This window comes from Streptomyces beihaiensis (assembly GCF_026274175.1).
GTDB classification, from domain to species: domain Bacteria; phylum Actinomycetota; class Actinomycetes; order Streptomycetales; family Streptomycetaceae; genus Streptomyces; species Streptomyces beihaiensis.
In genome coordinates this window covers 1-20,676 of the sequence record NZ_JAPHNL010000017.1, presented here as the reverse complement: position 1 = coordinate 20,676, position 20,676 = coordinate 1, and the positions used below count along the sequence as shown (strand labels likewise).

Annotated in this window: 20 protein-coding genes; 9 read left to right on the top strand and 11 right to left on the bottom strand. The window is 70.4% G+C overall.

From position 1 onward, the window contains the following. Positions 1 to 28: 28 nt before the first annotated feature. The 8 genes from OFY01_RS02995 to OFY01_RS02960 are packed head-to-tail and all read right to left on the bottom strand — an operon-like array spanning position 29 to position 6,659. Positions 29 to 376 (bottom strand): metal-sulfur cluster assembly factor, encoded by a 348-nt coding sequence (locus OFY01_RS02995; protein ID WP_266596018.1) that lies wholly within the window; start codon positions 374 to 376, stop codon positions 29 to 31. Continuing rightward, the gene (sufU, locus tag OFY01_RS02990; RefSeq protein WP_266596016.1) at positions 373 to 831 is read right to left on the bottom strand and encodes a Fe-S cluster assembly sulfur transfer protein SufU; all 459 of its coding nucleotides are present in this window, start codon (positions 829 to 831) and stop codon (positions 373 to 375) included. Before sufU ends, OFY01_RS02995 begins: the two co-directional genes overlap by 4 nt. Positions 832 to 851: 20 nt before the next feature. Continuing rightward, a complete protein-coding gene (locus tag OFY01_RS02985) occupies positions 852 to 2,108 on the bottom strand; it encodes a cysteine desulfurase (protein ID WP_266596014.1) in 1,257 nt (418 codons plus the stop codon). A gap of 28 nt (positions 2,109 to 2,136) precedes the next feature. Then, positions 2,137 to 2,898 carry a Fe-S cluster assembly ATPase SufC gene (gene sufC, locus OFY01_RS02980; RefSeq protein ID WP_266596012.1) on the bottom strand — a complete coding sequence of 254 codons (762 nt, stop codon included), beginning with the start codon at positions 2,896 to 2,898 and terminating at the stop codon, positions 2,137 to 2,139. Between the two features lie 7 nt (positions 2,899 to 2,905). Continuing rightward, on the bottom strand, positions 2,906 to 3,241 hold the full coding sequence (locus tag OFY01_RS02975; protein WP_266596010.1) for a non-heme iron oxygenase ferredoxin subunit: 336 nt from the start codon (positions 3,239 to 3,241) through the stop codon (positions 2,906 to 2,908). After that, positions 3,238 to 4,422 (bottom strand): Fe-S cluster assembly protein SufD, encoded by a 1,185-nt coding sequence (sufD, locus tag OFY01_RS02970; RefSeq protein WP_266596008.1) that lies wholly within the window; start codon positions 4,420 to 4,422, stop codon positions 3,238 to 3,240. Before sufD ends, OFY01_RS02975 begins: the two co-directional genes overlap by 4 nt. 60 nt (positions 4,423 to 4,482) lie before the next feature. Then, positions 4,483 to 5,907 carry a Fe-S cluster assembly protein SufB gene (gene sufB / locus OFY01_RS02965; RefSeq protein ID WP_266596007.1) on the bottom strand — a complete coding sequence of 475 codons (1,425 nt, stop codon included), beginning with the start codon at positions 5,905 to 5,907 and terminating at the stop codon, positions 4,483 to 4,485. Further along, positions 5,904 to 6,659 carry a helix-turn-helix transcriptional regulator gene (locus OFY01_RS02960; protein WP_266596006.1) on the bottom strand — a complete coding sequence of 252 codons (756 nt, stop codon included), beginning with the start codon at positions 6,657 to 6,659 and terminating at the stop codon, positions 5,904 to 5,906. The genes sufB and OFY01_RS02960 overlap by 4 nt, the downstream gene beginning before the upstream one ends. Positions 6,660 to 6,897: 238 nt before the next feature. On the opposite strand from OFY01_RS02960, the gene OFY01_RS02955 reads away from it, so the two are divergent. From OFY01_RS02955 to OFY01_RS02940, 4 genes are all read left to right on the top strand, one after another. Continuing rightward, on the top strand, positions 6,898 to 7,680 hold the full coding sequence (locus OFY01_RS02955) for an aminoglycoside N(3)-acetyltransferase (protein WP_266596004.1): 783 nt from the start codon (positions 6,898 to 6,900) through the stop codon (positions 7,678 to 7,680). A gap of 236 nt (positions 7,681 to 7,916) precedes the next feature. Then, a complete protein-coding gene (locus OFY01_RS02950; RefSeq protein ID WP_266596002.1) occupies positions 7,917 to 8,852 on the top strand; it encodes an ABC transporter ATP-binding protein in 936 nt (311 codons plus the stop codon). 89 nt (positions 8,853 to 8,941) lie between these two features. Next, positions 8,942 to 9,709, top strand: a complete 768-nt coding sequence (locus tag OFY01_RS02945) for an ABC transporter permease (RefSeq protein ID WP_266596000.1) — start codon at positions 8,942 to 8,944, stop codon at positions 9,707 to 9,709. Between the two features lie 101 nt (positions 9,710 to 9,810). Next, a complete protein-coding gene (locus OFY01_RS02940) occupies positions 9,811 to 10,806 on the top strand; it encodes a COX15/CtaA family protein (protein ID WP_266595999.1) in 996 nt (331 codons plus the stop codon). A gap of 23 nt (positions 10,807 to 10,829) precedes the next feature. Here the strand turns inward: OFY01_RS02940 and OFY01_RS02935 are convergent, their stop codons facing one another. From OFY01_RS02935 to OFY01_RS02925, 3 genes are all read right to left on the bottom strand, one after another. Then, the gene (locus tag OFY01_RS02935; RefSeq protein WP_266595997.1) at positions 10,830 to 11,939 is read right to left on the bottom strand and encodes an amidohydrolase family protein; all 1,110 of its coding nucleotides are present in this window, start codon (positions 11,937 to 11,939) and stop codon (positions 10,830 to 10,832) included. A 111-nt stretch (positions 11,940 to 12,050) separates the two neighbouring features. Beyond that, complete coding sequence (locus OFY01_RS02930) at positions 12,051 to 12,386, bottom strand: hypothetical protein (protein ID WP_266595995.1); 336 nt, start codon at positions 12,384 to 12,386, stop codon at positions 12,051 to 12,053. Positions 12,387 to 12,492: 106 nt separating this feature from the next. Then, positions 12,493 to 13,455: a heme o synthase gene (locus OFY01_RS02925; RefSeq protein ID WP_266595993.1), complete on the bottom strand. Its 963-nt coding sequence runs from the start codon at positions 13,453 to 13,455 to the stop codon at positions 12,493 to 12,495. 394 nt (positions 13,456 to 13,849) lie between these two features. Between OFY01_RS02925 and tkt the strand changes: the two genes are divergently transcribed. The 5 genes from tkt to pgl are packed head-to-tail and all read left to right on the top strand — an operon-like array spanning position 13,850 to position 20,512. After that, a complete protein-coding gene (gene tkt, locus OFY01_RS02920; protein ID WP_266595991.1) occupies positions 13,850 to 15,937 on the top strand; it encodes a transketolase in 2,088 nt (695 codons plus the stop codon). 34 nt (positions 15,938 to 15,971) lie between these two features. Next, positions 15,972 to 17,090: a transaldolase gene (gene tal, locus OFY01_RS02915; protein WP_266595989.1), complete on the top strand. Its 1,119-nt coding sequence runs from the start codon at positions 15,972 to 15,974 to the stop codon at positions 17,088 to 17,090. Between the two features lie 5 nt (positions 17,091 to 17,095). Further along, positions 17,096 to 18,631, top strand: coding sequence for a glucose-6-phosphate dehydrogenase (gene zwf, locus OFY01_RS02910; protein ID WP_266595987.1), 1,536 nt, complete (start codon positions 17,096 to 17,098; stop codon positions 18,629 to 18,631). Further along, a complete protein-coding gene (gene opcA, locus OFY01_RS02905) occupies positions 18,628 to 19,716 on the top strand; it encodes a glucose-6-phosphate dehydrogenase assembly protein OpcA (RefSeq protein ID WP_266595985.1) in 1,089 nt (362 codons plus the stop codon). Before zwf ends, opcA begins: the two co-directional genes overlap by 4 nt. Before the next feature lie 10 nt (positions 19,717 to 19,726). Beyond that, positions 19,727 to 20,512: a 6-phosphogluconolactonase gene (gene pgl, locus OFY01_RS02900; RefSeq protein ID WP_266595984.1), complete on the top strand. Its 786-nt coding sequence runs from the start codon at positions 19,727 to 19,729 to the stop codon at positions 20,510 to 20,512. The last annotated feature ends 164 nt before the right edge of the window (positions 20,513 to 20,676 follow it).

Below are 20,676 nucleotides of genomic sequence, written 5' to 3'. Positions count from 1 at the left end.
GCCGCCCGGTCGTACGTACGTCAGACGCTCAGACGTTGAAGCCCAGCGCGCGAAGCTGCTCGCGGCCGTCGTCCGTGATCTTGTCGGGGCCCCACGGCGGCATCCAGACCCAGTTGATCCGGAGCTCGTTGACGATGCCGTCGGTGGCGGACTTGGCCTGGTCCTCGATGACGTCGGTGAGCGGGCAGGCCGCCGACGTCAGCGTCATGTCGATCGTCGCGATGTTCGCGTCGTCGATGTGGATGCCGTAGATCAGGCCGAGGTTGACGACGTCGATGCCCAGCTCGGGGTCGACGACGTCGTACAGCGCCTCACGGACCTCCTCCTCGGAGGCCGGCTTCGTCTCGACAGCCGTGTTCTCTGCGGGCTCGGTCATGCGGTCTTCGCCTCCTCCGCGAGGGCCTTGGCCGTCGCGTCCTTCCACGCCATCCAGCTCAGGAGGGCGCACTTGACTCGGGCCGGGTACTTGGAGACCCCGGCGAACGCGACGGCGTCCTCCAAGAGCTCCTCCATCGCGTCGTCCGGCTCGATCTGCCCCTTGGACTGCATCAGCTCCAGGAACGTCTCCTGGACCTTCGTCGCGTCGGACAGGTCCTTGCCGACCAGGAGTTCGTTCAGCACGGAGGCCGACGCCTGGCTGATGGAGCAGCCCTGGCCCTCGTAGCTGACGTCCTCGATGGTCGTGCCGTCGTACTTGACGCGCAGCGTGATCTCGTCGCCGCACGTCGGATTGACGTGGTGCACCTCGGCGTCGCCCTCGCGCAGACCGCGCCCGTGCGGGTGCTTGTAGTGGTCCAGGATGACGTCCTGGTACATCGAATCCAGCTTCATGCGGTCGCTCGCCCGTCCCCTCAGCCGAAGAAGTTCCGTACGTGCTCCAGGCCGTCGACCAGAGCGTCGATCTCGCCGGGCGTGGAGTACAGATAGAACGACGCCCGCGTGGTCGCGGGAATTCCGTACCGCAGGCAGACCGGCCGCGCGCAGTGGTGGCCGACCCGGACCGCGATGCCCTGCTCGTCGAGGACCTGGCCCACGTCGTGCGGGTGGATGTCACCGAGCGTGAAGGAGATCGCGGCGGCCCGGTCCTCGGCCGTGGCGGGGCCGATGATCCTGAGGTCCGGGACCTCCTGCAGCCGCTTGACCGCGTACTCGGTGAGCGCCTGCTCGTGGCGGAGGATCTTGTCCATGCCGATCGCGCTGATGTAGTCGATCGCGGCGCCCAGGCCCACGGCCTGCGAGATCGGCGGCGTGCCGGCCTCGAACTTGTGGGGGGCGGGAGCGTACGTCGACGAGTGCATCGACACGGTCTCGATCATCTCGCCGCCGCCGAGGAACGGAGGCAGGTCCTCCAGGAGTTCCTGACGGCCCCAGAGCACGCCGATGCCGGTCGGGCCGCACATCTTGTGGCCGGTGAAGGCCACGAAGTCGGCCTGGAGCGCCTGCACGTCAAGCGGCATGTGCGGGGCGGCCTGCGAGGCGTCGACGCAGACCAGGGCGCCGACCTCCTGGGCGCGGCGCACTATGGCCTCGACCGGGTTGTGGGTGCCGAGGATGTTCGAGACGAGCACGAAGGAGACGATCTTCGTCTTCTCGGTGATGATCTCGTCGATGTTCGTCAGGTCGAGGCGGCCGTCGTCGGTCAGGCCGAACCACTTCAGCTTCGCGCCCGTGCGCTGCGCGAGCAGCTGCCAGGGGACGATGTTGGAGTGGTGCTCCATCTCGGTGATCACGATCTCCGTCTCGTGATCGACCTTGTACGGCTCGTCGGCCCAGCCGAGCATGTTGGCCACGAGGTTGAGCGACTCCGAGGCGTTCTTCGTGAAGACGACCTCGTCGCGGCTGGGCGCGTTGATGAACGCGGCGACCTTGTCGCGCGCGCCCTCGTACAGCGCCGTGGCCTCCTCGGCCAGCACGTGCACGCCGCGGTGGACGTTGGCGTTGTGCTGCTCGTAGTACTCGTTCAGGACGTCGAGGACCTGGCGCGGCGTCTGGCTGGTCGCCGCGTTGTCCAGGTACACGAGTTTCTTGCCGTCGTGGAGCACCCGGTCGAGGATCGGGAAGTCCTTGCGGATCGCCTCGGTGTCGAGGAGGCCCGGCAGCTGTGTCACGCGACTGTCTCCTTCGGGTTCGCTCCGCTCACGGGGTCACCGGCTTCGTGTATGCCTCGTAACCCTCGTTCTCCAGCTTGTCGGCGAGCTCGGCGCCGCCGGACTCGACGATGCGGCCCCCGGAGAAGACGTGGACGAAGTCGGGCTTGATGTAGCGCAGGATCCGCGTGTAGTGCGTGATCAGCAGGGTGCCGACCTCGCCCGTCTCGCGGACGCGGTTGACGCCCTCCGACACGATGCGCAGCGCGTCGACGTCCAGGCCCGAGTCGGTCTCGTCGAGGATCGCGATCTTCGGCTTGAGCAGTTCGAGCTGGAGGATCTCGTGGCGCTTCTTCTCACCGCCGGAGAAGCCCTCGTTGACGTTGCGCTCGGCGAAGGACGGGTCCATGGAGAGGCGCTCCATGGTCTCCTTGACCTCCTTCACCCAGGTGCGCAGCTTGGGCGCCTCGCCGCGCACGGCCGTGGCCGAGGTGCGCAGGAAGTTGCTCACCGACACACCCGGGACCTCGACCGGGTACTGCATGGCGAGGAAGACGCCCGCGCGGGCGCGCTCGTCGACGGACATCTCCAGGACGTCCTCGCCGTCGAGGGTGACGGAGCCGCCGGTGATCGTGTACTTGGGGTGACCCGCGAGGGAGTAGGCGAGGGTCGACTTGCCGGAGCCGTTGGGGCCCATGATGGCGTGCGTCTCGCCCTGCTTCACGGTGAGGTCGACGCCCTTGAGGATCTCCTTCGTGGCGTTGTCGGCCTCGACGGTGACGTGCAGGTCCTTGATTTCAAGCGTTGCCATGGGGACTTCAGTTCTCCTGGGTGAGGGAGGCGGAGACGTCCACGAGAACATCGCCCCCTTCGATCTTCACGGGGTATACGGGCACGGGGCGGGTGGCGGGCAGTCCTGACGGCTTGCCGGTGCGCAGGTCGAAGCTGGAGCCGTGCAGCCAGCACTCGATCTGGCAGTCCTCCACCTCGCCCTCGGAGAGCGAGACGTTGGCGTGCGAGCAGATGTCGTGGATGGCGAACACCTCGCCCTCGGTGCTCACGACGGAGACGGGCGTGCCGTCGATCTCCACCCGCTTGGGGGTGTCGGCCTCCAGCTCGCTCAGCGCGCAGGCGCGGACGAAGGCGGCGCTCATGCGACCGACGCCTCCAGCTCCTCCTCGATCTTCGCGATGAGCCGCTCCTCGATGTCCGGGACACCGATCTGCTGGACCAGTTCGGCGAAGAAGCCTCGGACGACGAGGCGGCGCGCCTCGTGCTCCGGGATGCCGCGGGCCATCAGGTAGAAGAGCTGCTCGTCGTCGAAGCGGCCGGTCGCGGAGGCGTGGCCGGCACCGACGATCTCGCCGGTCTCGATCTCCAGGTTCGGCACCGAGTCCACGCGGGCGCCGTCGGTCAGAACCAGGTTGCGGTTCATCTCGTAGGTGTCGGTGCCCTCGGCGGCGGCCTCGATGAGGACGTCGCCGATCCACACGGCGTGCGCGTCGTCGCCCTGCAGCGCGCCCTTGTAGACGACGTTGGACTTGCAGTGCGGCGTGTTGTGGTCGACCAGGAGACGGTGCTCCTGGTGCTGGCCCGCGTCGGTGAAGTACAGGCCGAACAGCTCCGCCTCACCGCCGGTGGCCGCGTACCGCACGCGCGGGTGCAGGCGGACGACGTCACCGCCGAAGGTGACGACGACCGACTTGAAGGAGGCGTCGCGGCCCACCAGCGCGTTGTGCTGCGCCACGTGGACGGCCTTGTCGTCCCAGTCCTGGACGGAGACGACGGTGAGCTTCGCGCCGTCGCCGAGCAGGTAGTCGACGCCGGCGGCGAGCACGGCGTCACCGGTGTGGTCGATGACGACGACGGCCTCGGCGAAGGCGCCCAGCTCGATGACCTGGTGGCCGTAGGCGACGCCGCCCTCGCCGTGCACGCGGATGCGGATCGGCTCGGCCGGCTGCGTGTCCTTGGGCACCGACACGACGGACGCCTTCTCGAACGCCGAGTACGCCTGGGCGGCGATGCGGTCGACGGGCTTGCCGGCCCTGCCGACGCGGGGATCGTCGCGGTCGACCAGTTCGACGGTGACGCCCTCGGGGGCCTCGACGTCGACCTTCACGCCGTCGCCGGTCGCGGTGGCGGTGCCGTCGTGCAGGCCGCGCAGCCGCTCCAGCGGCGTGAACCGCCACTCCTCCTCGCGGCCGTGCGGGACCGGGAAGTCCGCGACGTCGTAGGAGGGGGGTGCGCTCATACGGGTGGCGACGGTCGACTCGGCGGCGACCGCGATGGAGCCCGCGGTGGTGGAGCCCACGGGGATGTTCTGAGCCTCAGCCATGGCTGTCGTAGTGCTCGCTTTCGTTACGTGAGTGGCGTGACGGAGAGGGCCGCTGCGGGGTCAGCCCACCGCGCCTTCCATCTGGAGCTCGATCAGCCGGTTGAGCTCGAGCGCGTACTCCATGGGCAGCTCCTTGGCGATCGGCTCGACGAAGCCGCGCACGATCATCGCCATGGCCTCGTCCTCCGACAGACCGCGGCTCATCAGGTAGAAGAGCTGGTCCTCGGAGACCTTGGAGACCGTCGCCTCGTGGCCCATGGACACGTCGTCCTCGCGGACGTCCACGTACGGGTACGTGTCGGAGCGGGAGATCTGGTCGACGAGCAGGGCGTCGCAGAGCACGTTGGACTTGGCGCCGGGGGCGCCCTCGCCGATCTCGATGAGGCCGCGGTAGGAGGTGCGGCCGCCGCCGCGCGCCACGGACTTCGAGACGATGTTGGACGACGTGTTCGGCGCCATGTGGACCATCTTGGCGCCGGCGTCCTGGTGCTGGCCCTCGCCCGCGAAGGCGATGGACAGGGTCTCGCCCTTGGCGTGCTCGCCCATCAGGTAGACGGCCGGGTACTTCATGGTGACCTTGGAGCCGATGTTGCCGTCGACCCACTCCATGGTCGCGCCCTCGTAGGCCACCGCGCGCTTGGTGACCAGGTTGTAGACGTTGTTCGACCAGTTCTGGATGGTCGTGTAGCGGCAGCGGGCGCCCTTCTTGACGATGATCTCCACGACGGCGCTGTGCAGCGAGTCCGACTTGTAGATCGGGGCGGTGCAGCCCTCGACGTAGTGGACGTAGGCGTCCTCGTCGACGATGATCAGCGTCCGCTCGAACTGGCCCATGTTCTCCGTGTTGATACGGAAGTAGGCCTGGAGCGGGATCTCGACGTGCACGCCCTTCGGCACGTAGATGAACGAGCCGCCGGACCACACGGCGGTGTTCAGCGCGGCGAACTTGTTGTCACCGGCGGGGATGACGGTGCCGAAGTACTCCTTGAAGAGCTCCGGGTGCTCCTTCAGGGCGGTGTCGGTGTCGAGGAAGATGACGCCCTGCTCCTCCAGGTCCTCGCGGATCTGGTGGTAGACGACCTCGGACTCGTACTGGGCGGCGACACCGGCGACCAGGCGCTGCTTCTCCGCCTCCGGGATACCGAGCTTGTCGTACGTGTTCTTGATGTCCTCGGGCAGGTCCTCCCAGGACTCCGCCTGCTGCTCGGTGGAGCGCACGAAGTACTTGATGTTGTCGAAGTCGATGCCCGACAGGTCGGAGCCCCAGTTCGGCATGGGCTTCTTCTCGAAGAGCTTGAGGCCCTTGAGGCGCAGCTTGGTCATCCACTCCGGCTCCGACTTCTTGCCGGAGATGTCGCGGACGACGGCCTCGCTCAGACCGCGCTTCGCTGCGGCACCGGCCTCGTCGGAGTCCGCCCAGCCGTATTCGTACTTGCCCAGGCCCTCGAGCTCAGGGTGGGCAGTCTCCTCGATGGGGAGAGTCATGCGGGGTTCCTCCCGGCCGTGCTTGCAGATGCGTTATCGGTGGTCTTGGGTGCGTTCTTGGGGATGAACGTCGTGCAGACGCCGTCGCCGTGGGCGATGGTGGCGAGCCGCTGTACGTGCGTGCCGAGCAGCTGCGAGAACATTTCCGTCTCGGCCTCGCACAGCTGCGGGAACTGCTCGGCGACGTGGGCGACCGGGCAGTGGTGCTGACAGAGCTGCTCACCCTGGTGCGGGAGGGGCGCGCTGCGCGCCGTAGCAGCGTACCCGTCCGCGCTCAGCGCCTTGGCCAGCGCCTGCGCGCGCTCCTCGGGGCGCGCCGCCTCGACGGCCGCCCGGTAGGGACCGGCCTGGGTGGCGATGCGGGAGCGGGCGAAGGCGACGAGCGCCTCGTCGCCGCCGGACTGCTCGCGGATCCAGCGCAGCGCCTCGGCGGCCAGCTTGTCGTAGGACTGGTCGAAGGCGTCCCGGCCGCAGTCGGTCAGCGCGAACACCTTGGCGGGTCGGCCGCGGGTGCGCGTGCCGTAGACCCGCTGCTTCCTCGGCTCGACGACGTCGTCGGCGACCAGGGCATCGAGGTGGCGGCGCACCGCGGCCTGGGTGAGGCCGAGGCGCCCGGCGAGGTCGGCCACCGTGGAGGGGCCGTGGTCCAGGATGGAGCGCGCGACCCGGTTCCGCGTCGATCGCTCACCGGTCGCCAGCTCTTCCTGCGGGGCCCCCGCGGGGGTCTCCCGAGCCTCGCCAACGTTTTTCACAACGCCATTGTTGCGTAATTCCTCAGGGGCTGACAAGCGCGCTGGTGATCACCGCGCGGTGCGGTGCGTCACTTAGGCGAACCTAAGTGCACAGGTGCCGTGACCTGCGCAAACGATCTTTGATCGATCAGAAGTCCCGAGGTCAAAGCGGGTGCGGCAGGAGGAGGCGCAGCACCCGGAAGAGCACCGGAACGAAATTGCGTGGCGGCCGAACGGCTCTGCGGGAAGACTCTGGCCCATGCCCGCTCCTCTGCCGACCGGTCCTCTCGTCACGCGCGTGTCGCTCGCGACGGACCTGCGCGCCCTGGGCGTCCGGCCCGGCGAGACCCTCCTCGTCCATACGTCGCTGAGCGGTCTCGGCTGGGTGAACGGCGGCCCGGTCGCCGTCGTACGGGCCCTGCTCGACGCGCTCGGCGAGGCGGGCACGCTCGTGGTGCCCGCGCACTCGGGCGATCTCACCGACCCGGCCCTGTGGAGCGATCCGCCGGTGCCGCCCGGCTGGTGGCCGACGGTGCGCGCGACCATGCCCGCGTACGACCCCGCGACCACGCCGAGCCGGGGCGTCGGCGTGGTCCCGGAGACGGTGCGCACCTGGCCCGGCGCCCTGCGCAGCGCCCACCCGCAGACATCGTTCGCGGCGCTCGGCCCCCGCGCGCGTGTCGTCACCGCCGGGCACGCGCGCGATTGCCGCCTGGGCGAGCAGAGCCCACTGGCCCGCCTGGAGGAGCTCGGCGCGCGTGTCCTGCTCCTGGGCGCCGGATACGACGCGTGCACCAGCTTCCACCTGGCCGAGTACCGCGTCCCCGGCCGCCTGGAGGACGCCGGACGGCCGGGGCCCGCGGGGTGGGAGCACGTCACCGAGGTGGCGATCACACCGGACCGCTTCGACGAACTGGGCGCGGACTTCGAGCGGGAGACCGATGTCGTACGGGGCCGGGTGGGGGCCGCCGAGGCGCGCCTGTTCCCGGTGGCGCAGGCCGTCGCGTACGCGCGCGAGTGGCTGCCCGCCAACCGGCCGTAGCCGCCCGGCGGCGGACCGCCGGGCGGACCGGGAAGTCGCGGAGCAGCGCACGCCGCAACAGCCGGCCTTCGGCCGGGCGCGGAAGAGGAACGCCGCGAGGGCCTTCCCCGTCAGCGACAGCCCCAGCCGTCCAACGGGTTCCCGGCGCCGGCCCGGCGAGCCGGATTCGGCCACCTCTGGTGGGACCGCCGCCCCGCCCTCCCCGCACCCGGGCCCCGTCCTTAGACTTGCCCACCATGCGAACCGAGCCTGTCGTCCACGTCACCGACCTGGTGAAGCGATACGGGGGCAGCAGGGGAGGCAAGACCGCGGTCGACGGCCTCGACCTGGTGGCCTCCCCCGGCATCACGGCCGTCCTCGGCCCCAACGGCGCGGGCAAGACGACCACCATCGAGACCTGCGAGGGCTACCGGCGGCCCGACTCCGGCACCGTCCGCGTCCTCGGCCTCGACCCCGTGACCGAGGCCGCCGCGCTGCGCCCGCGCATCGGCGTCATGCTGCAGTCCGGCGGCGTCTACTCCGGCGCCCGCGCCGACGAGATGCTCCGCCACGTGGCCAGACTGCACGCGCACCCGCTGGACGTCGACGCCCTCATCGAGCGGCTCGGCCTCGGCAGCTGCGGCCGCACCTCCTACCGGCGCCTGTCCGGCGGACAGCAGCAGCGGCTCGCGCTCGCCATGGCCGTCGTCGGGCGGCCCGAACTCGTCTTCCTCGACGAACCGACCGCCGGGCTCGACCCGCAGGCCCGCCGTGCCACGTGGGACCTGGTCAGGGACCTGAGGGCGGACGGTGTCTCGGTGATCCTCACCACGCACCACATGGACGAGGCCGAGGAGCTCGCCGACGACGTGGCGATCGTCGACGCGGGCAAGGTCATCGCGCAGGGCTCCCCGGAGCAGCTGTGCCGCGGTGGCGCCGAGAACACGCTGCGCTTCACCGGCCGCCCCGGACTCGACGTGGCCTCCCTGCTCAAGGCGCTGCCCGCGGACGCGGCCGCCGCCGAGCTCACTCCGGGCTCGTACCGGGTGAGCGGCAAGGTCGACCCGCAGCTGCTCGCGACCGTCACCTCGTGGTGCGCCCAGCACGGCGTGATGCCGGACCGCATCTCGGTCGAGCGGCACACGCTGGAAGACGTCTTCCTCGAACTGACCGGGCGGGAGCTGCGCGGATGAGCGCGAGTGACCCGGCCTCACCGGCCGGGGGGCCGGGGGCCGCCCCCCGAGAGACACAGCCTCGAACCGACCGGCAAGGAGTCGCGCCGATGAGCGCCGGCACGTACGCACCGAACCCGGGGGCCGCGCCGCTCCCCCGCATGATCGCCGCGCAGGCCGCGCTCGAGACGAAGATGCTGCTGCGCAACGGCGAACAGCTGCTGCTCACGGTCGTCATCCCGACGCTGCTGCTGGTGCTGTTCTCGTCCGTGGACATCGTCGACACGGGCTCCGGCAAGGCCGTCGACTTTCTCGCCCCCGGCATCCTGGCGCTCGCCGTGATGTCGACGGCGTTCACCGGCCAGGCCATCGCGACGGGCTTCGAGCGCCGCTACGGCGTGCTCAAGCGGCTGGCCGCGTCGCCCCTGCCGCGCTGGGGCCTGATGAGCGCCAAGACCCTCTCCGTGCTCGTGACCGAGGTGCTGCAGGTCGCCTTGCTCACCGTCATCGCGTACGCGCTCGGCTGGTCGCCGCACGGCAACCCGGCCGCCGTGGTGCTCCTGCTGGTTCTGGGCACGGCCGCCTTCTCCGGGCTCGGGCTGCTCATGGCGGGAACGCTCAAGGCGGAGGCCACGCTCGCCGCGGCCAACCTGGTCTTCCTGCTCCTGCTGGTCGGCGGCGGCGTCATCGTGCCGCTCGACAAGTTCCCGGGCGGCGTCCAGTCCGTGCTCGGGCTGCTGCCGATCTCAGCCCTCTCGGACGGCCTCCGGGACGTGCTGCAGCACGGTGCCGCGATGCCGTGGGGCGACCTGGGGATCCTCGCGGCGTGGGCCGTGGTGGGGCTCGGGGCGGCGGGGCGGTTCTTCCGCTGGGAGTGACGGCCCCCGGCGAGGAGACACGGCGCGTAACGCCCGTCACATATGGCCCCGTTACGTCCCCCTCGTGAAGCCGCGCACAAGCCGCGTCCTACGATGGGCCCGTGCCAAACGTGACCCGCGCCGACGCCGCCCGAGCGGTGCGCAATCCGCTCGCCTTCATCGCCGAACGCTGGACGCCGACCCAGCGGACCGTCCAGCGCGCGGCGCTCTCCGCCGTCGTCATGACGGTGATCATCGTCGTCACCGGCGGCGCGGTGCGCCTGACCAGCTCGGGGCTCGGCTGCCCGACCTGGCCCAAGTGCACCGACCAGTCGCTGACCGCGACCAGCGCGATGGGCTTCCACGGAGCCATCGAGTTCGGCAACCGCATGCTCACGTACGTGCTGTGCGCGGCGGTCGGCTGGGCGATCGTCGCCGCCCGCTCGCAGAAGCCGTGGCGGCGCACGCTGACCCGGCTCGGCTGGGCCCAGTTCTGGATCGTGATGGGCAACGCGGTGCTCGGCGGCATCGTCGTCCTGGTCGGCCTCAACCCGTACACGGTCGCGGCGCACTACCTGCTCACCACGGCACTGCTCACGGTCGCCGTCGTGATGTGGCAGCGCACCAAGGAGGGCGACGCGGCACCGCGCCCCCTGGTCGGCCCCGCGGTCAAGCAGCTGGTGTGGTTCCTGGTCGCCGCGTCCGTCCTGCTGCTCGTCGTCGGTACCGTCGTGACCGGCGCGGGCCCGCACGCGGGCGACTCCAGTGAGGTCGAGCGCATGCCGATCGACTGGGAGACGGTCGCCAAGCTGCACGCCGTCCTGGCCTGGATCGTGGTGACGCTGACCTTCGCCCTGTGGTTCATCCTCAAGGCGGTCGACGCACCGCGCGGGCCGCTGCTGCGCACGCGCGAGCTGTTCGTCGTGCTGCTCCTGCAAGGGACGGTGGGCTACATCCAGTACTTCACGCAGCTGCCCGAGGGGCTGGTGGGCGTGCACATGCTCGGCTCGGCCCTGATGTGGGTCGCGGTGATGCGGGTGCTGCTGTCCCTGCGGGAGCGCCCGCGGGCCGCGGTGGGGCTGCCGTCCCAGACGGACACGGAACTGTCCACCGTCTGACGCTGTCCGGCGGCGGCGCGGCCTCAGGCGTCAAGCCCGTACACCCGCCGCGCCGTCCCCTCCGCGATCATCCCGGCGACCCGCTGCGCGTCCCCGCACGACCACGCGCCCTCCACCACCCAGCCGCCGAGGACCCGGCCCAGCGCCTCCCGGAACAGCCTGGCCCCGACCACGTGCAGCTCGGGCAGGCCGCGGGCCCCGCTGGAGAACAGCAGCTTCCCGAACGGCGCCAGCTCCAGGATCTCCGCCAACACCGCCGCGGCCCGCGCGCCGGTGCGGGCGAGGGCCGGTCCCAGGTCCGCGTAGACGTGTGCGAAGGCCCCCGCCAGGTGTGCGGCGTGCCGGTGGTAGGGGTAGCCGTGCAGCAGGACCAGGTCGGTGCCGATGCCCGCCGTGGCGCGGGCGAAGTCGGCGAGCAGCACCGGGTCGGTGCGGTCCGTGCGAAGTCCCGGTTCGCCGAGCCCGGCGTGCAGTTGCAGCGGCCGCCCCGAGGCCACGGCGATCCACAGCAGGTGGCGCAGGAGCACCGGGTCGGTCAGCGCCCCGCCGACCGTGCGCCCGGCCAGCCAGCGCCCCGCCGCGCCGCGCACCTCGCCGGGGCCGGGCGGCTGCGGGGCGAGCGCGAGTCCGTGGCGTACGCCCGCGACCGAGGTGAAGGCGACCGCGCTCGCGGCGGCGGCGTGCACCGACTCGGCGAGGTTGGCGAGGAAGGAGTCGACCGTGCCGGAGGTGTCCGCGACCTGTTCGGCCAGGAGTTCCAGACGGACGATCTCGTGGGCGTCGGCCTCACCCGCCGAAGCCATCTCCGCCGGGCCGGTCAGGTCGCCGGGCAGGCCCGTGTCGACGAGGTAGGTGGTGATGCCGCTGCCGCGAAGGAGCCGGCGGCCCGCTTCCAGGACGCCTAGCTCGCGCCGTCTGGCCAGATAGCGGGCGGGCGGGCAGTGCGGTTCCAGGCCGAGCAGCGGCGGGCACCAGCGGCGCACCGCGAAGCCGGTCTGGGTGTCGAAGAAGGTGGTGCCGGGGGCTGGTGGTCCCTCGCCCCGGCCGAGGTGGGCCTCGAACGTGCCGAGGCCCAGCTCCGTACGCAGCACCCCGTGGCAGTACTGGTCCACCAGGGACGGCGTTTCGATCATCCGGCGCTCCCCGCCTAGGACCGTGCTCCTACAGTCCTAACGGGTGAACGCGCGACAGGTGTTGCGACAACACCTGCCCGCACAAAAAGCCGATTCCGAGGTCCGGCCGGCTCAGCCGCCGAGCTGGATGCCCGCCATGCGCTTCCACTCGTAGGGGCCGGTCTCGACCTTGGCGGCGAAGTCGCCGTCGAAGTCCTCGTGGACGGTGATCCCGGCCTTCTCCACGGCCTTCTGCGCGATCTCGTACGTCCTGGCGACCAGGTCGCCCCAGCCGCCGTCCTCGCCGACGAGGACGATGCGGGTGCCGTGCTCGCCGATGTACGCGAGTTGTCCCTCGGCGCCGCCGTGCGCCTTGGCGAAGGCACCGATCTGCTTGGCCAGCTTGGCCGCCCGGTGCTCGTCCCTTGACGCCCGGCCGGACGTCTCAACCGTCTGAGTCTCTGCCATGAACAGGATGCTACCGACGAGTAGCCGAACAAGCGACAAGTGGGGCGCGTGGCCTGGGCCACGCGCCCCACTCGGTGAGAGAACAGTCAGGGTCAGCTGTCGGCTGTCAGCTGAGGAACGGGTCGATCGCCACGGCGAGGAAGAGCACCGAGACATACGTGATGGACCAGTGGAACAGCCGCATCTCCTTGAGCTTGGCGCCGGTGACCTCGGCCTTGGCCCGGTTCTGCAGGCCGTGCGCCTCCCAGAGCCAGAAGCCGCCCGCGAGCAGTGCGACCAGCGTGTAGAACCAGCCGGTGTAGCCGAGCGGGGTGAGCAGCAGCGAGACGGCGACCATCACCCAGCTGTAGACGACGATCTGCCGGGCCACCACCTTGTTGGAGGCGACGACCGGGAGCATCGGCACGCCCACGCGCGCGTAGTCCTCCTTGACCCTCATGGACAGCGGCCAGTAGTGCGGAGGCGTCCAGAAGAACATGACGAGGAAGAGGACGACCGGCGCCCACGACATCGAGTCGGTGACCGAGGACCAGCCGATCAGGACGGGCAGACAGCCCGCGATACCGCCCCACACGATGTTCTGCGCGGTGCGCCGCTTGAGGATCATCGTGTAGCCGACGACGTAGAAGAGAAGGGCGCCGAGGGCCAGCCAGGCCGACAGCCAGTTGACCGTGAAGCCGAACAGGAGCGTGGAGACGACCGCGAGCGAGATGCCGAAGACCAGGCACTCGTTCGGGCTGACCATGCCGGTGACCAGCGGCCGCTGCGACGTACGGTCCATCAGCGCGTCGATGTCGCGGTCGTACCACATGTTCAGGGCGTTGGCGCCGCCCGCGGAGAGGTAGCCGCCCACGCAGGTGACCAGGACGAGCCGCAGATCGGGCACGCCTCGCTGAGCGAGGAACATCACCGGAACCGTGGTGATGAGCAGAAGCTCGATGATCCGCGGCTTGGTCAGCGCCACGAACGCCTTGAGACGGGCCCCGAAAGGCCGCTGCCCCCGGCTGCTGCCCGTGCTGCTCGCCTCAATTGCTCCCGCCGGACGGGATTCGACGGCCGTCACGCACACCCCTGACAGAGACTCCAGCGAACCCCCCGATGCGGATCACGTGATGTGAAATCCCGGTAAGGGCTCGCGCGTACCACGCCACTGTAGACGTTGCCCATACCTGGCCCTTCGCGGGGGTGGGTCGTGTTGGGACGACCTTTCGGCACCCCGGGCGAGGTCTCCCTGAGCGCGGCCGTCCGCACTCCCGTCGAAGCCCTCGCCGAGCCCCCATCTGAGCGGCTTCGCGTTCACCTGACAAAGGGCCCGGATCCCTGTCGGGAGGCGGATTTCCAAGAGTCCCGGCAGTCTGTAATCACTCGAAAAAACGCGCGCCCTGGCAAGGGTAGGCTCGACATCGGCCGGTGGGAGAAGACAGCGCCGGCATTCGACATGTGGAGAGGAGCCCTGACTCAGGGTGAGCACCAAGCCGACCACCACAGACCTCGAGTGGACCGAAGTGGATCAGCGGGCAGTCGACACCGTCCGCGTCCTGGCCGCCGACGCCGTACAGAAGGTCGGCAACGGCCATCCCGGTACGGCGATGAGCCTGGCCCCCGCCGCGTACACCCTCTTCCAGAAGGTGATGCGGCACGACCCGGCGGACGCCGACTGGGTCGGGCGCGACCGTTTCGTGCTGTCCGCGGGGCACTCGTCCCTGACCCTCTACATCCAGCTCTACCTGGCCGGGTTCGGCCTGGAGCTGGACGACCTCAAGGCGTTTCGCACCTGGGGTTCGAAGACGCCCGGTCACCCGGAGTACGGCCACACCACGGGCGTGGAGACCACGACGGGCCCGCTGGGCCAGGGCGTGGCCAACGCGGTGGGCATGGCGATGGCCGCCCGCTACGAGCGCGGTCTGTTCGACCCCGAGGCCGCGCCGGGCGCCTCCCCGTTCGATCACTACGTCTACGCGATCGCCGGTGACGGCTGCCTGCAGGAGGGCATCTCCGGCGAGGCGTCCTCGCTCGCGGGCCACCAGAAGCTCGGGAACCTGGTCCTGATGTGGGACGACAACCACATCTCGATCGAGGGCGACACCGAGACGGCCGTCTCCGAGGACGTCTGCAAGCGCTACGAGGCCTACGGCTGGCACGTGCAGCGCGTCGAGCCCAAGGCGGACGGCGACCTCGACCACGCGGCGATCTTCACCGCGATCGAGGAGGCCAAGAAGGTCACGGACAAGCCGTCGTTCATCGCCATGCGCTCGATCATCGCCTGGCCCGCCCCGAACGCGCAGAACACCGAGGCCGCGCACGGCTCGGCGCTCGGCGACGACGAGGTGGCCGCCACCAAGCGCGTGCTCGGCTTCGACCCGGCCAAGTCCTTCGACGTCTCCGACGAGGTCATCAACCACACCCGCAAGGCGCTGGAGCGCGGCGCGCAGGCCAGGGCCGAGTGGGAGAAGTCCTTCCAGGAGTGGCGCACCAACAACCCGGAGCGCGCCGCCGAGTTCGACCGCATCCAGGCGGGCGAGCTGCCGGCCGGCTGGGAGGAGAAGCTCCCGGTCTTCGACACCGACAAGGCACTGGCCACCCGCGCCGCGTCCGGCAAGGTGCTCCAGGCGCTCGGCCCGGTCATCCCGGAGCTGTGGGGCGGCTCCGCCGACCTGGCGGGCTCGAACAACACGACGATCGACAAGACGTCGTCGTTCCTGCCGGCCGACAACCCGCTGCCGGAGGCCGACCCGTACGGCCGCACCATCCACTTCGGCATCCGCGAGCACTCGATGGCCGCGGAGATGAACGGCATCGCGCTGCACGGCCACACCCGCATCTACGGCGGCACCTTCCTGGTGTTCTCCGACTACATGCGCAACGCGGTACGCCTGTCGGCCCTGATGTCGCTGCCGGTCACCTACGTGTGGACGCACGACTCGATCGGCCTGGGCGAGGACGGCCCCACCCACCAGCCCGTCGAACACCTCGCCTCGCTGCGCGCCATCCCCGGCCTCAACGTCGTGCGCCCCGCCGACGCCAACGAGACGGCCATCGCCTGGCGCGAGATCCTCAAGCGCGGCAAGAAGCAGTTCGGCGTCTCCAAGCCGCACGGCCTGTCCCTGACCCGTCAGGGCGTGCCGACGTACGAGCCCAACGAGGACACGGTCAAGGGCGGCTACGTCCACACCGAGGCGTCCAAGGCGACCCCGGACCTGATCCTGATCGCCACCGGCTCCGAGGTGCACGTCGCCGTCGCCGCGCGCGAGGCCCTCGAGGCCGAGGGCGTCGCCACACGCGTCGTGTCGATGCCGTGCGTGGAGTGGTTCGAGGAGCAGGACCAGGGGTACCGGGACAGCGTGCTGCCCCCGGCCGTGAGGGCGCGCGTCGCCGTCGAGGCGGGGGTCGGTCTGACCTGGCACAAGTGGGTCGGCGACGCGGGCCGCATCGTCTCCCTCGAACACTTCGGTGCTTCCGCCGACGGCAAGGTCCTCTTCCGCGAGTTCGGCTTCACCGCCGAGAACGTCGCGGCCAAGGCGCGAGAGTCCCTCGCGGACGCCCGCAGCTGACGCCCCCATACGACACGTAGGAGATGCAATTTCCATGACAGACGCACTCAAGCGCCTCTCCGATGAAGGCGTCGCGATCTGGCTGGACGACCTGTCGCGCAAGCGGATCACGTCCGGCAACCTCGCCGAGCTGATCGACCAGCAGCACGTCGTGGGCGTCACCACGAACCCGTCGATCTTCCAGAAGGCGATCTCGTCGGGTGACGGGTACGAGCAGCAGCTCGCCGACCTCGCCGCCCGCAAGGTCACCGTCGAAGAGGCCATCCGCATGATCACGACGGCGGACGTCCGTGACGCCGCCGACATCCTGCGCCCGGTCTTCGACGCGACGGACGGTCAGGACGGCCGGGTGTCGATCGAGGTCGACCCGCGGCTGGCCCACAACACCAGGGCCACCGTCGCCGAGGCCCGGCAGCTGGCCTGGCTGGTCGACCGCCCGAACACGCTGATCAAGATCCCGGCGACCAAGGCGGGCCTGCCGGCCATCACCGAGACGATCGGCAACGGCATCAGCGTCAACGTCACGCTGATCTTCTCGCTCGAGCGCTACCGCGAGGTGATGGACGCCTACCTGGCCGGTCTGGAGAAGGCCAAGGCCAAGGGCCTCGACCTGTCCAAGATCCACTCGGTGGCGTCGTTCTTCGTGTCCCGTGTGGACACCGAGGTCGACAAGCGCATCGACAAGCTGGGCACCGACGAGGCCAAGGCGCTGCGCGGCAAGGCCGCCCTCGCCAACGCCCGCCTGGCCTACCAGGCGTACGAGGAGGTCTTCGGCTCCGAGCGCTGGGCCGCGCTCGACAGGGCGCAGGCCAACAAGCAGCGTCCGCTGTGGGCCTCGACCGGCGTGAAGGACAAGGCGTACAAGGACACTCTCTACGTCGACGACCTGGTCGCGCCCGGCACGGTCAACACCATGCCGGAGGCCACCTTGGAGGCCACCGCCGACCACGGCGAGATCAGCGGCAACACGATCGCGGGCACGTACGAGCAGGCCCGCGCCGACCTCGACGGCGTCGAGAAGCTGGGGATCTCCTACGACGAGGTCGTGCAGCTGCTCGAGGACGAGGGCGTGCAGAAGTTCGAGGCGTCCTGGAACGACCTGCTCAAGTCGACCGAGGCGGAGCTGACGCGCCTCGCCCCTTCGGAGGGCTGATCCCTTTGACCGCACACGGAGCGAACAGCAATCCGCTCCGTGACGCCGCGGACCGACGGCTCCCGCGTATCGCGGGGCCGTCGGGTCTGGTCATTTTCGGCGTCACGGGAGACCTGTCCCGCAAGAAGCTGATGCCCGCCGTGTACGACCTCGCCAACCGGGGCCTGCTGCCCCCGGGCTTCTCACTGATCGGGTTCGCCCGCCGTGAGTGGCAGGACGAGGACTTCGCGCAGGAGGTCCACGACGCGGTCAAGCAGCACGCGCGGACGCCGTTTCGCGAGGAGGTCTGGCAGCAGCTCGTCCAGGGCATGCGGTTCGTCCAGGGCAACTTCGACGACGACGACGCGTTCGCGACCCTGAAGTCGACGATCCAGGATCTCGACAAGTCGCAGGGCACGGGCGGCAACTTCGCGTTCTACCTCTCCGTGCCGCCCAAGTTCTTCCCGCAGGTCGTGCAGCAGCTCAAGAAGTTCGGTCTGGCGGACGCGCCGGACGGCTCCTGGCGACGCGCCGTCATCGAGAAGCCCTTCGGCCACGATCTCGCCTCGGCACGGGAGCTGAACGCGATCGTGCACGAGGTGTTCGCGCCGGACCAGGTGTTCCGGATCGACCACTACCTCGGCAAGGAGACGGTGCAGAACATTCTGGCGCTGCGCTTCGCCAACCAGATGTTCGAGCCGATCTGGAACCGGTCCTACGTCGACCACGTGCAGATCACGATGGCCGAGGACATCGGCATCGGCGGGCGGGCCGGCTACTACGACGGGATCGGCGCCGCCCGCGATGTCATCCAGAACCACCTGCTCCAGCTGCTCGCGCTGACCGCGATGGAGGAGCCCGCCTCCTTCGACGCGGACGCGCTCGTCGCCGAGAAGGCCAAGGTGCTCGGCGCGGTCAAGCTGCCCAAGGACCTGGGCCTGGCCACGGTGCGCGGCCAGTACGCGGCCGGGTGGCAGGGCGGCGAGAAGGCCGTCGGCTACCTCCAGGAAGACGGCATCGACCCCGGCTCGACGACCGACACGTACGCGGCGATCAAGCTGGGGATCGACAACCGCCGCTGGGCGGGAGTCCCCTTCTATCTGCGCACCGGCAAGCGGCTCGGACGACGGGTGACCGAGATCGCCGTCGTCTTCCAGCGCGCGCCCCACTCCCCCTTCGACCACACGGCGACCGAGGAGCTGGGCCAGAACGCGATCGTGATCCGCGTCCAGCCCGACGAGGGGGTCACGGTCCGTTTCGGCTCGAAGGTGCCGGGCACGTCGATGGAGATCCGGGACGTGTCGATGGACTTCGCGTACGGCGAGTCCTTCACGGAGTCGAGCCCCGAGGCCTACGAGCGGCTGATCCTGGACGTCCTGCTCGGCGACGCGAACCTCTTCCCGCGCACGGAGGAGGTCGAGCTTTCCTGGAACATCCTCGACCCGATCGAGACGTACTGGGACACGCACGGCAAGCCCGCCCAGTACCCGTCCGGCACGTGGGGGCCCGCCGAGGCGGACGAGATGCTCGCACGAGACGGACGGAGCTGGCGCAGGCCATGAGGATCGACCTGACCGACACCACGGCAAGCAAGATCAACAAGGCCCTCGTGCAGGGCCGCAGGACCATCGGCTCACCGGCCGTCGGGATGGTGCTGACCCTCGTCATCGTGACCGACGAGGAGAACGCCTACGACGCCCTGAAGGCGGCCAACCAGGCGTCGCACGAGCACCCCTCGCGCACCCTCGTCGTCATCAAGCGCGTCTCCCGCACGCCGCGCGACCGCACCAGGTCCAGGCTCGACGCCGAGGTGCGGGTCGGGGCCGACGCCGGAACCGGCGAGACGATCGTCCTGCGCCTGTACGGCGAAGTGATCCACCACGCCCAGTCGGTCGTCCTGCCGCTGCTGCTCCCGGACGCTCCGACCGTGGTGTGGTGGCCGGTGGACGCGCCGCTCGACCCGGCGAACGACCCGCTGGGCGCGCTCGCCCAGCGCCGGGTCACCGACACGTACGCCGCCGAACAGCCGATCCAGGAGCTGGAGGCACGCTCGGCGGCCTACGCGCCGGGCGACACGGACCTGGCGTGGACCCGGATCACGCCGTGGCGCTCCATGCTGGCCGCCGCGCTCGACCAGGTGACCTGCGACGTCACCTCGGTCGAGGTGGAGGGCGAGGAGTTCAACCCGAGCTGCGAGCTCCTCGCGATGTGGCTCGCGGACCGGCTCGACGTGCCGGTCAGGCGCAGCCTGTCGGCGGGGCCTGGCCTGACCGGGGTCCGGATGCAGTCCACCTGCGGCCCGATCGTCCTCGACCGGGCCGACGGCACCCTGGCCACGCTCTCCATCAACGACCAGCCGGACCGGGCGGTCGCGCTCAAGCGGCGCGAGACGTCCGAGCTGATCGCGGAGGAGCTGCGCCGCCTCGACCCGGACGACACGTACGCGTCGGCGCTGAGGTTCGGCGTGGAACGGCTCGGGGAACCGGCGGAGCAGACGACCGTGCCGCCGGAGGGCGGGGCGGCGCCCGCGAAGAAGACCGGCTCCCCGAAGAAGACGGCCGCCGCCAAGAAGGACCCGGCCAAGAGGGCTCCGGCCAAGAAGACCCCCGCCAAGAAGTCCCCGGCCAAGAGGACAGCGACGAAGTGAGCGCAGAACTGTGACCGCAGCACCCCAACTCGTCGTCCACCGCGACAAGGAACTGATGGCACGGGCGGCCGCGGCCCGGCTCATCACCAGGATCGTCGACGCCCAGTCCGCCCGTGGCTCCGCCTCGGTCGTGCTCACCGGCGGGCGCAACGGCAACGGCCTGCTGGCGGCCCTCGCCGCTTCCCCCGCCCGCGACGCGGTCGACTGGGCTCGGCTCGACCTGTGGTGGGGCGACGAGCGGTTCCTGCCGGAGGGTGACCCCGAGCGCAACTACACGCAGGCGAAGGAGGCGCTGCTCGACGCGGTGCCGCTGGACCCGGCGCGCGTCCACCCGATGCCCGCGTCCGACGGGTCCAACGGGGCCAAGGCCGACGCCGCCGCCGAGGCGTACGCGGCCGAGCTCGCGGCGGCTGCCGGGCCCGAGGACCATGGCCCGGTGCCGACGTTCGACGTCCTGATGCTCGGCGTCGGGCCGGACACCCACGTCGCCTCGCTCTTCCCCGAGCTGCCCGCGGTGCGGGAGACGGAGCGTACGGTCGTCGGCGTGCACGGCGCGCCCAAGCCGCCGCCCACCCGGGTCACGCTCACGCTCCCGGCGATCCGCGCCGCACGCGAGGTGTGGCTGCTCGCGGCCGGCGAGGACAAGGCGAACGCCGCGGCGATCGCGCTGTCGGGGGCGGGCGAGATCCAGGCCCCGGCGGCGGGCGTGTACGGCCGTTCGCGCACCCTGTGGCTGCTCGACGCGGCCGCGGCGTCGCAGCTGCCGCACGATCTGTACCCGCCGGCGGTCGCGTAGGCCCCACCCCGCTCGCACCGGGCCCCGCGCTCCCCCGGGACGCGGGGCCCAGGGCGTGTTTCGAAAGTCCCGTCTGCCCGGCGGCGTCTGGCACGCACGCTCGCGGCGTTGTCGGGCTCGCCCCGATACGCCCAGTATCGGGGCGACCCTCCGCCTTGCGATCG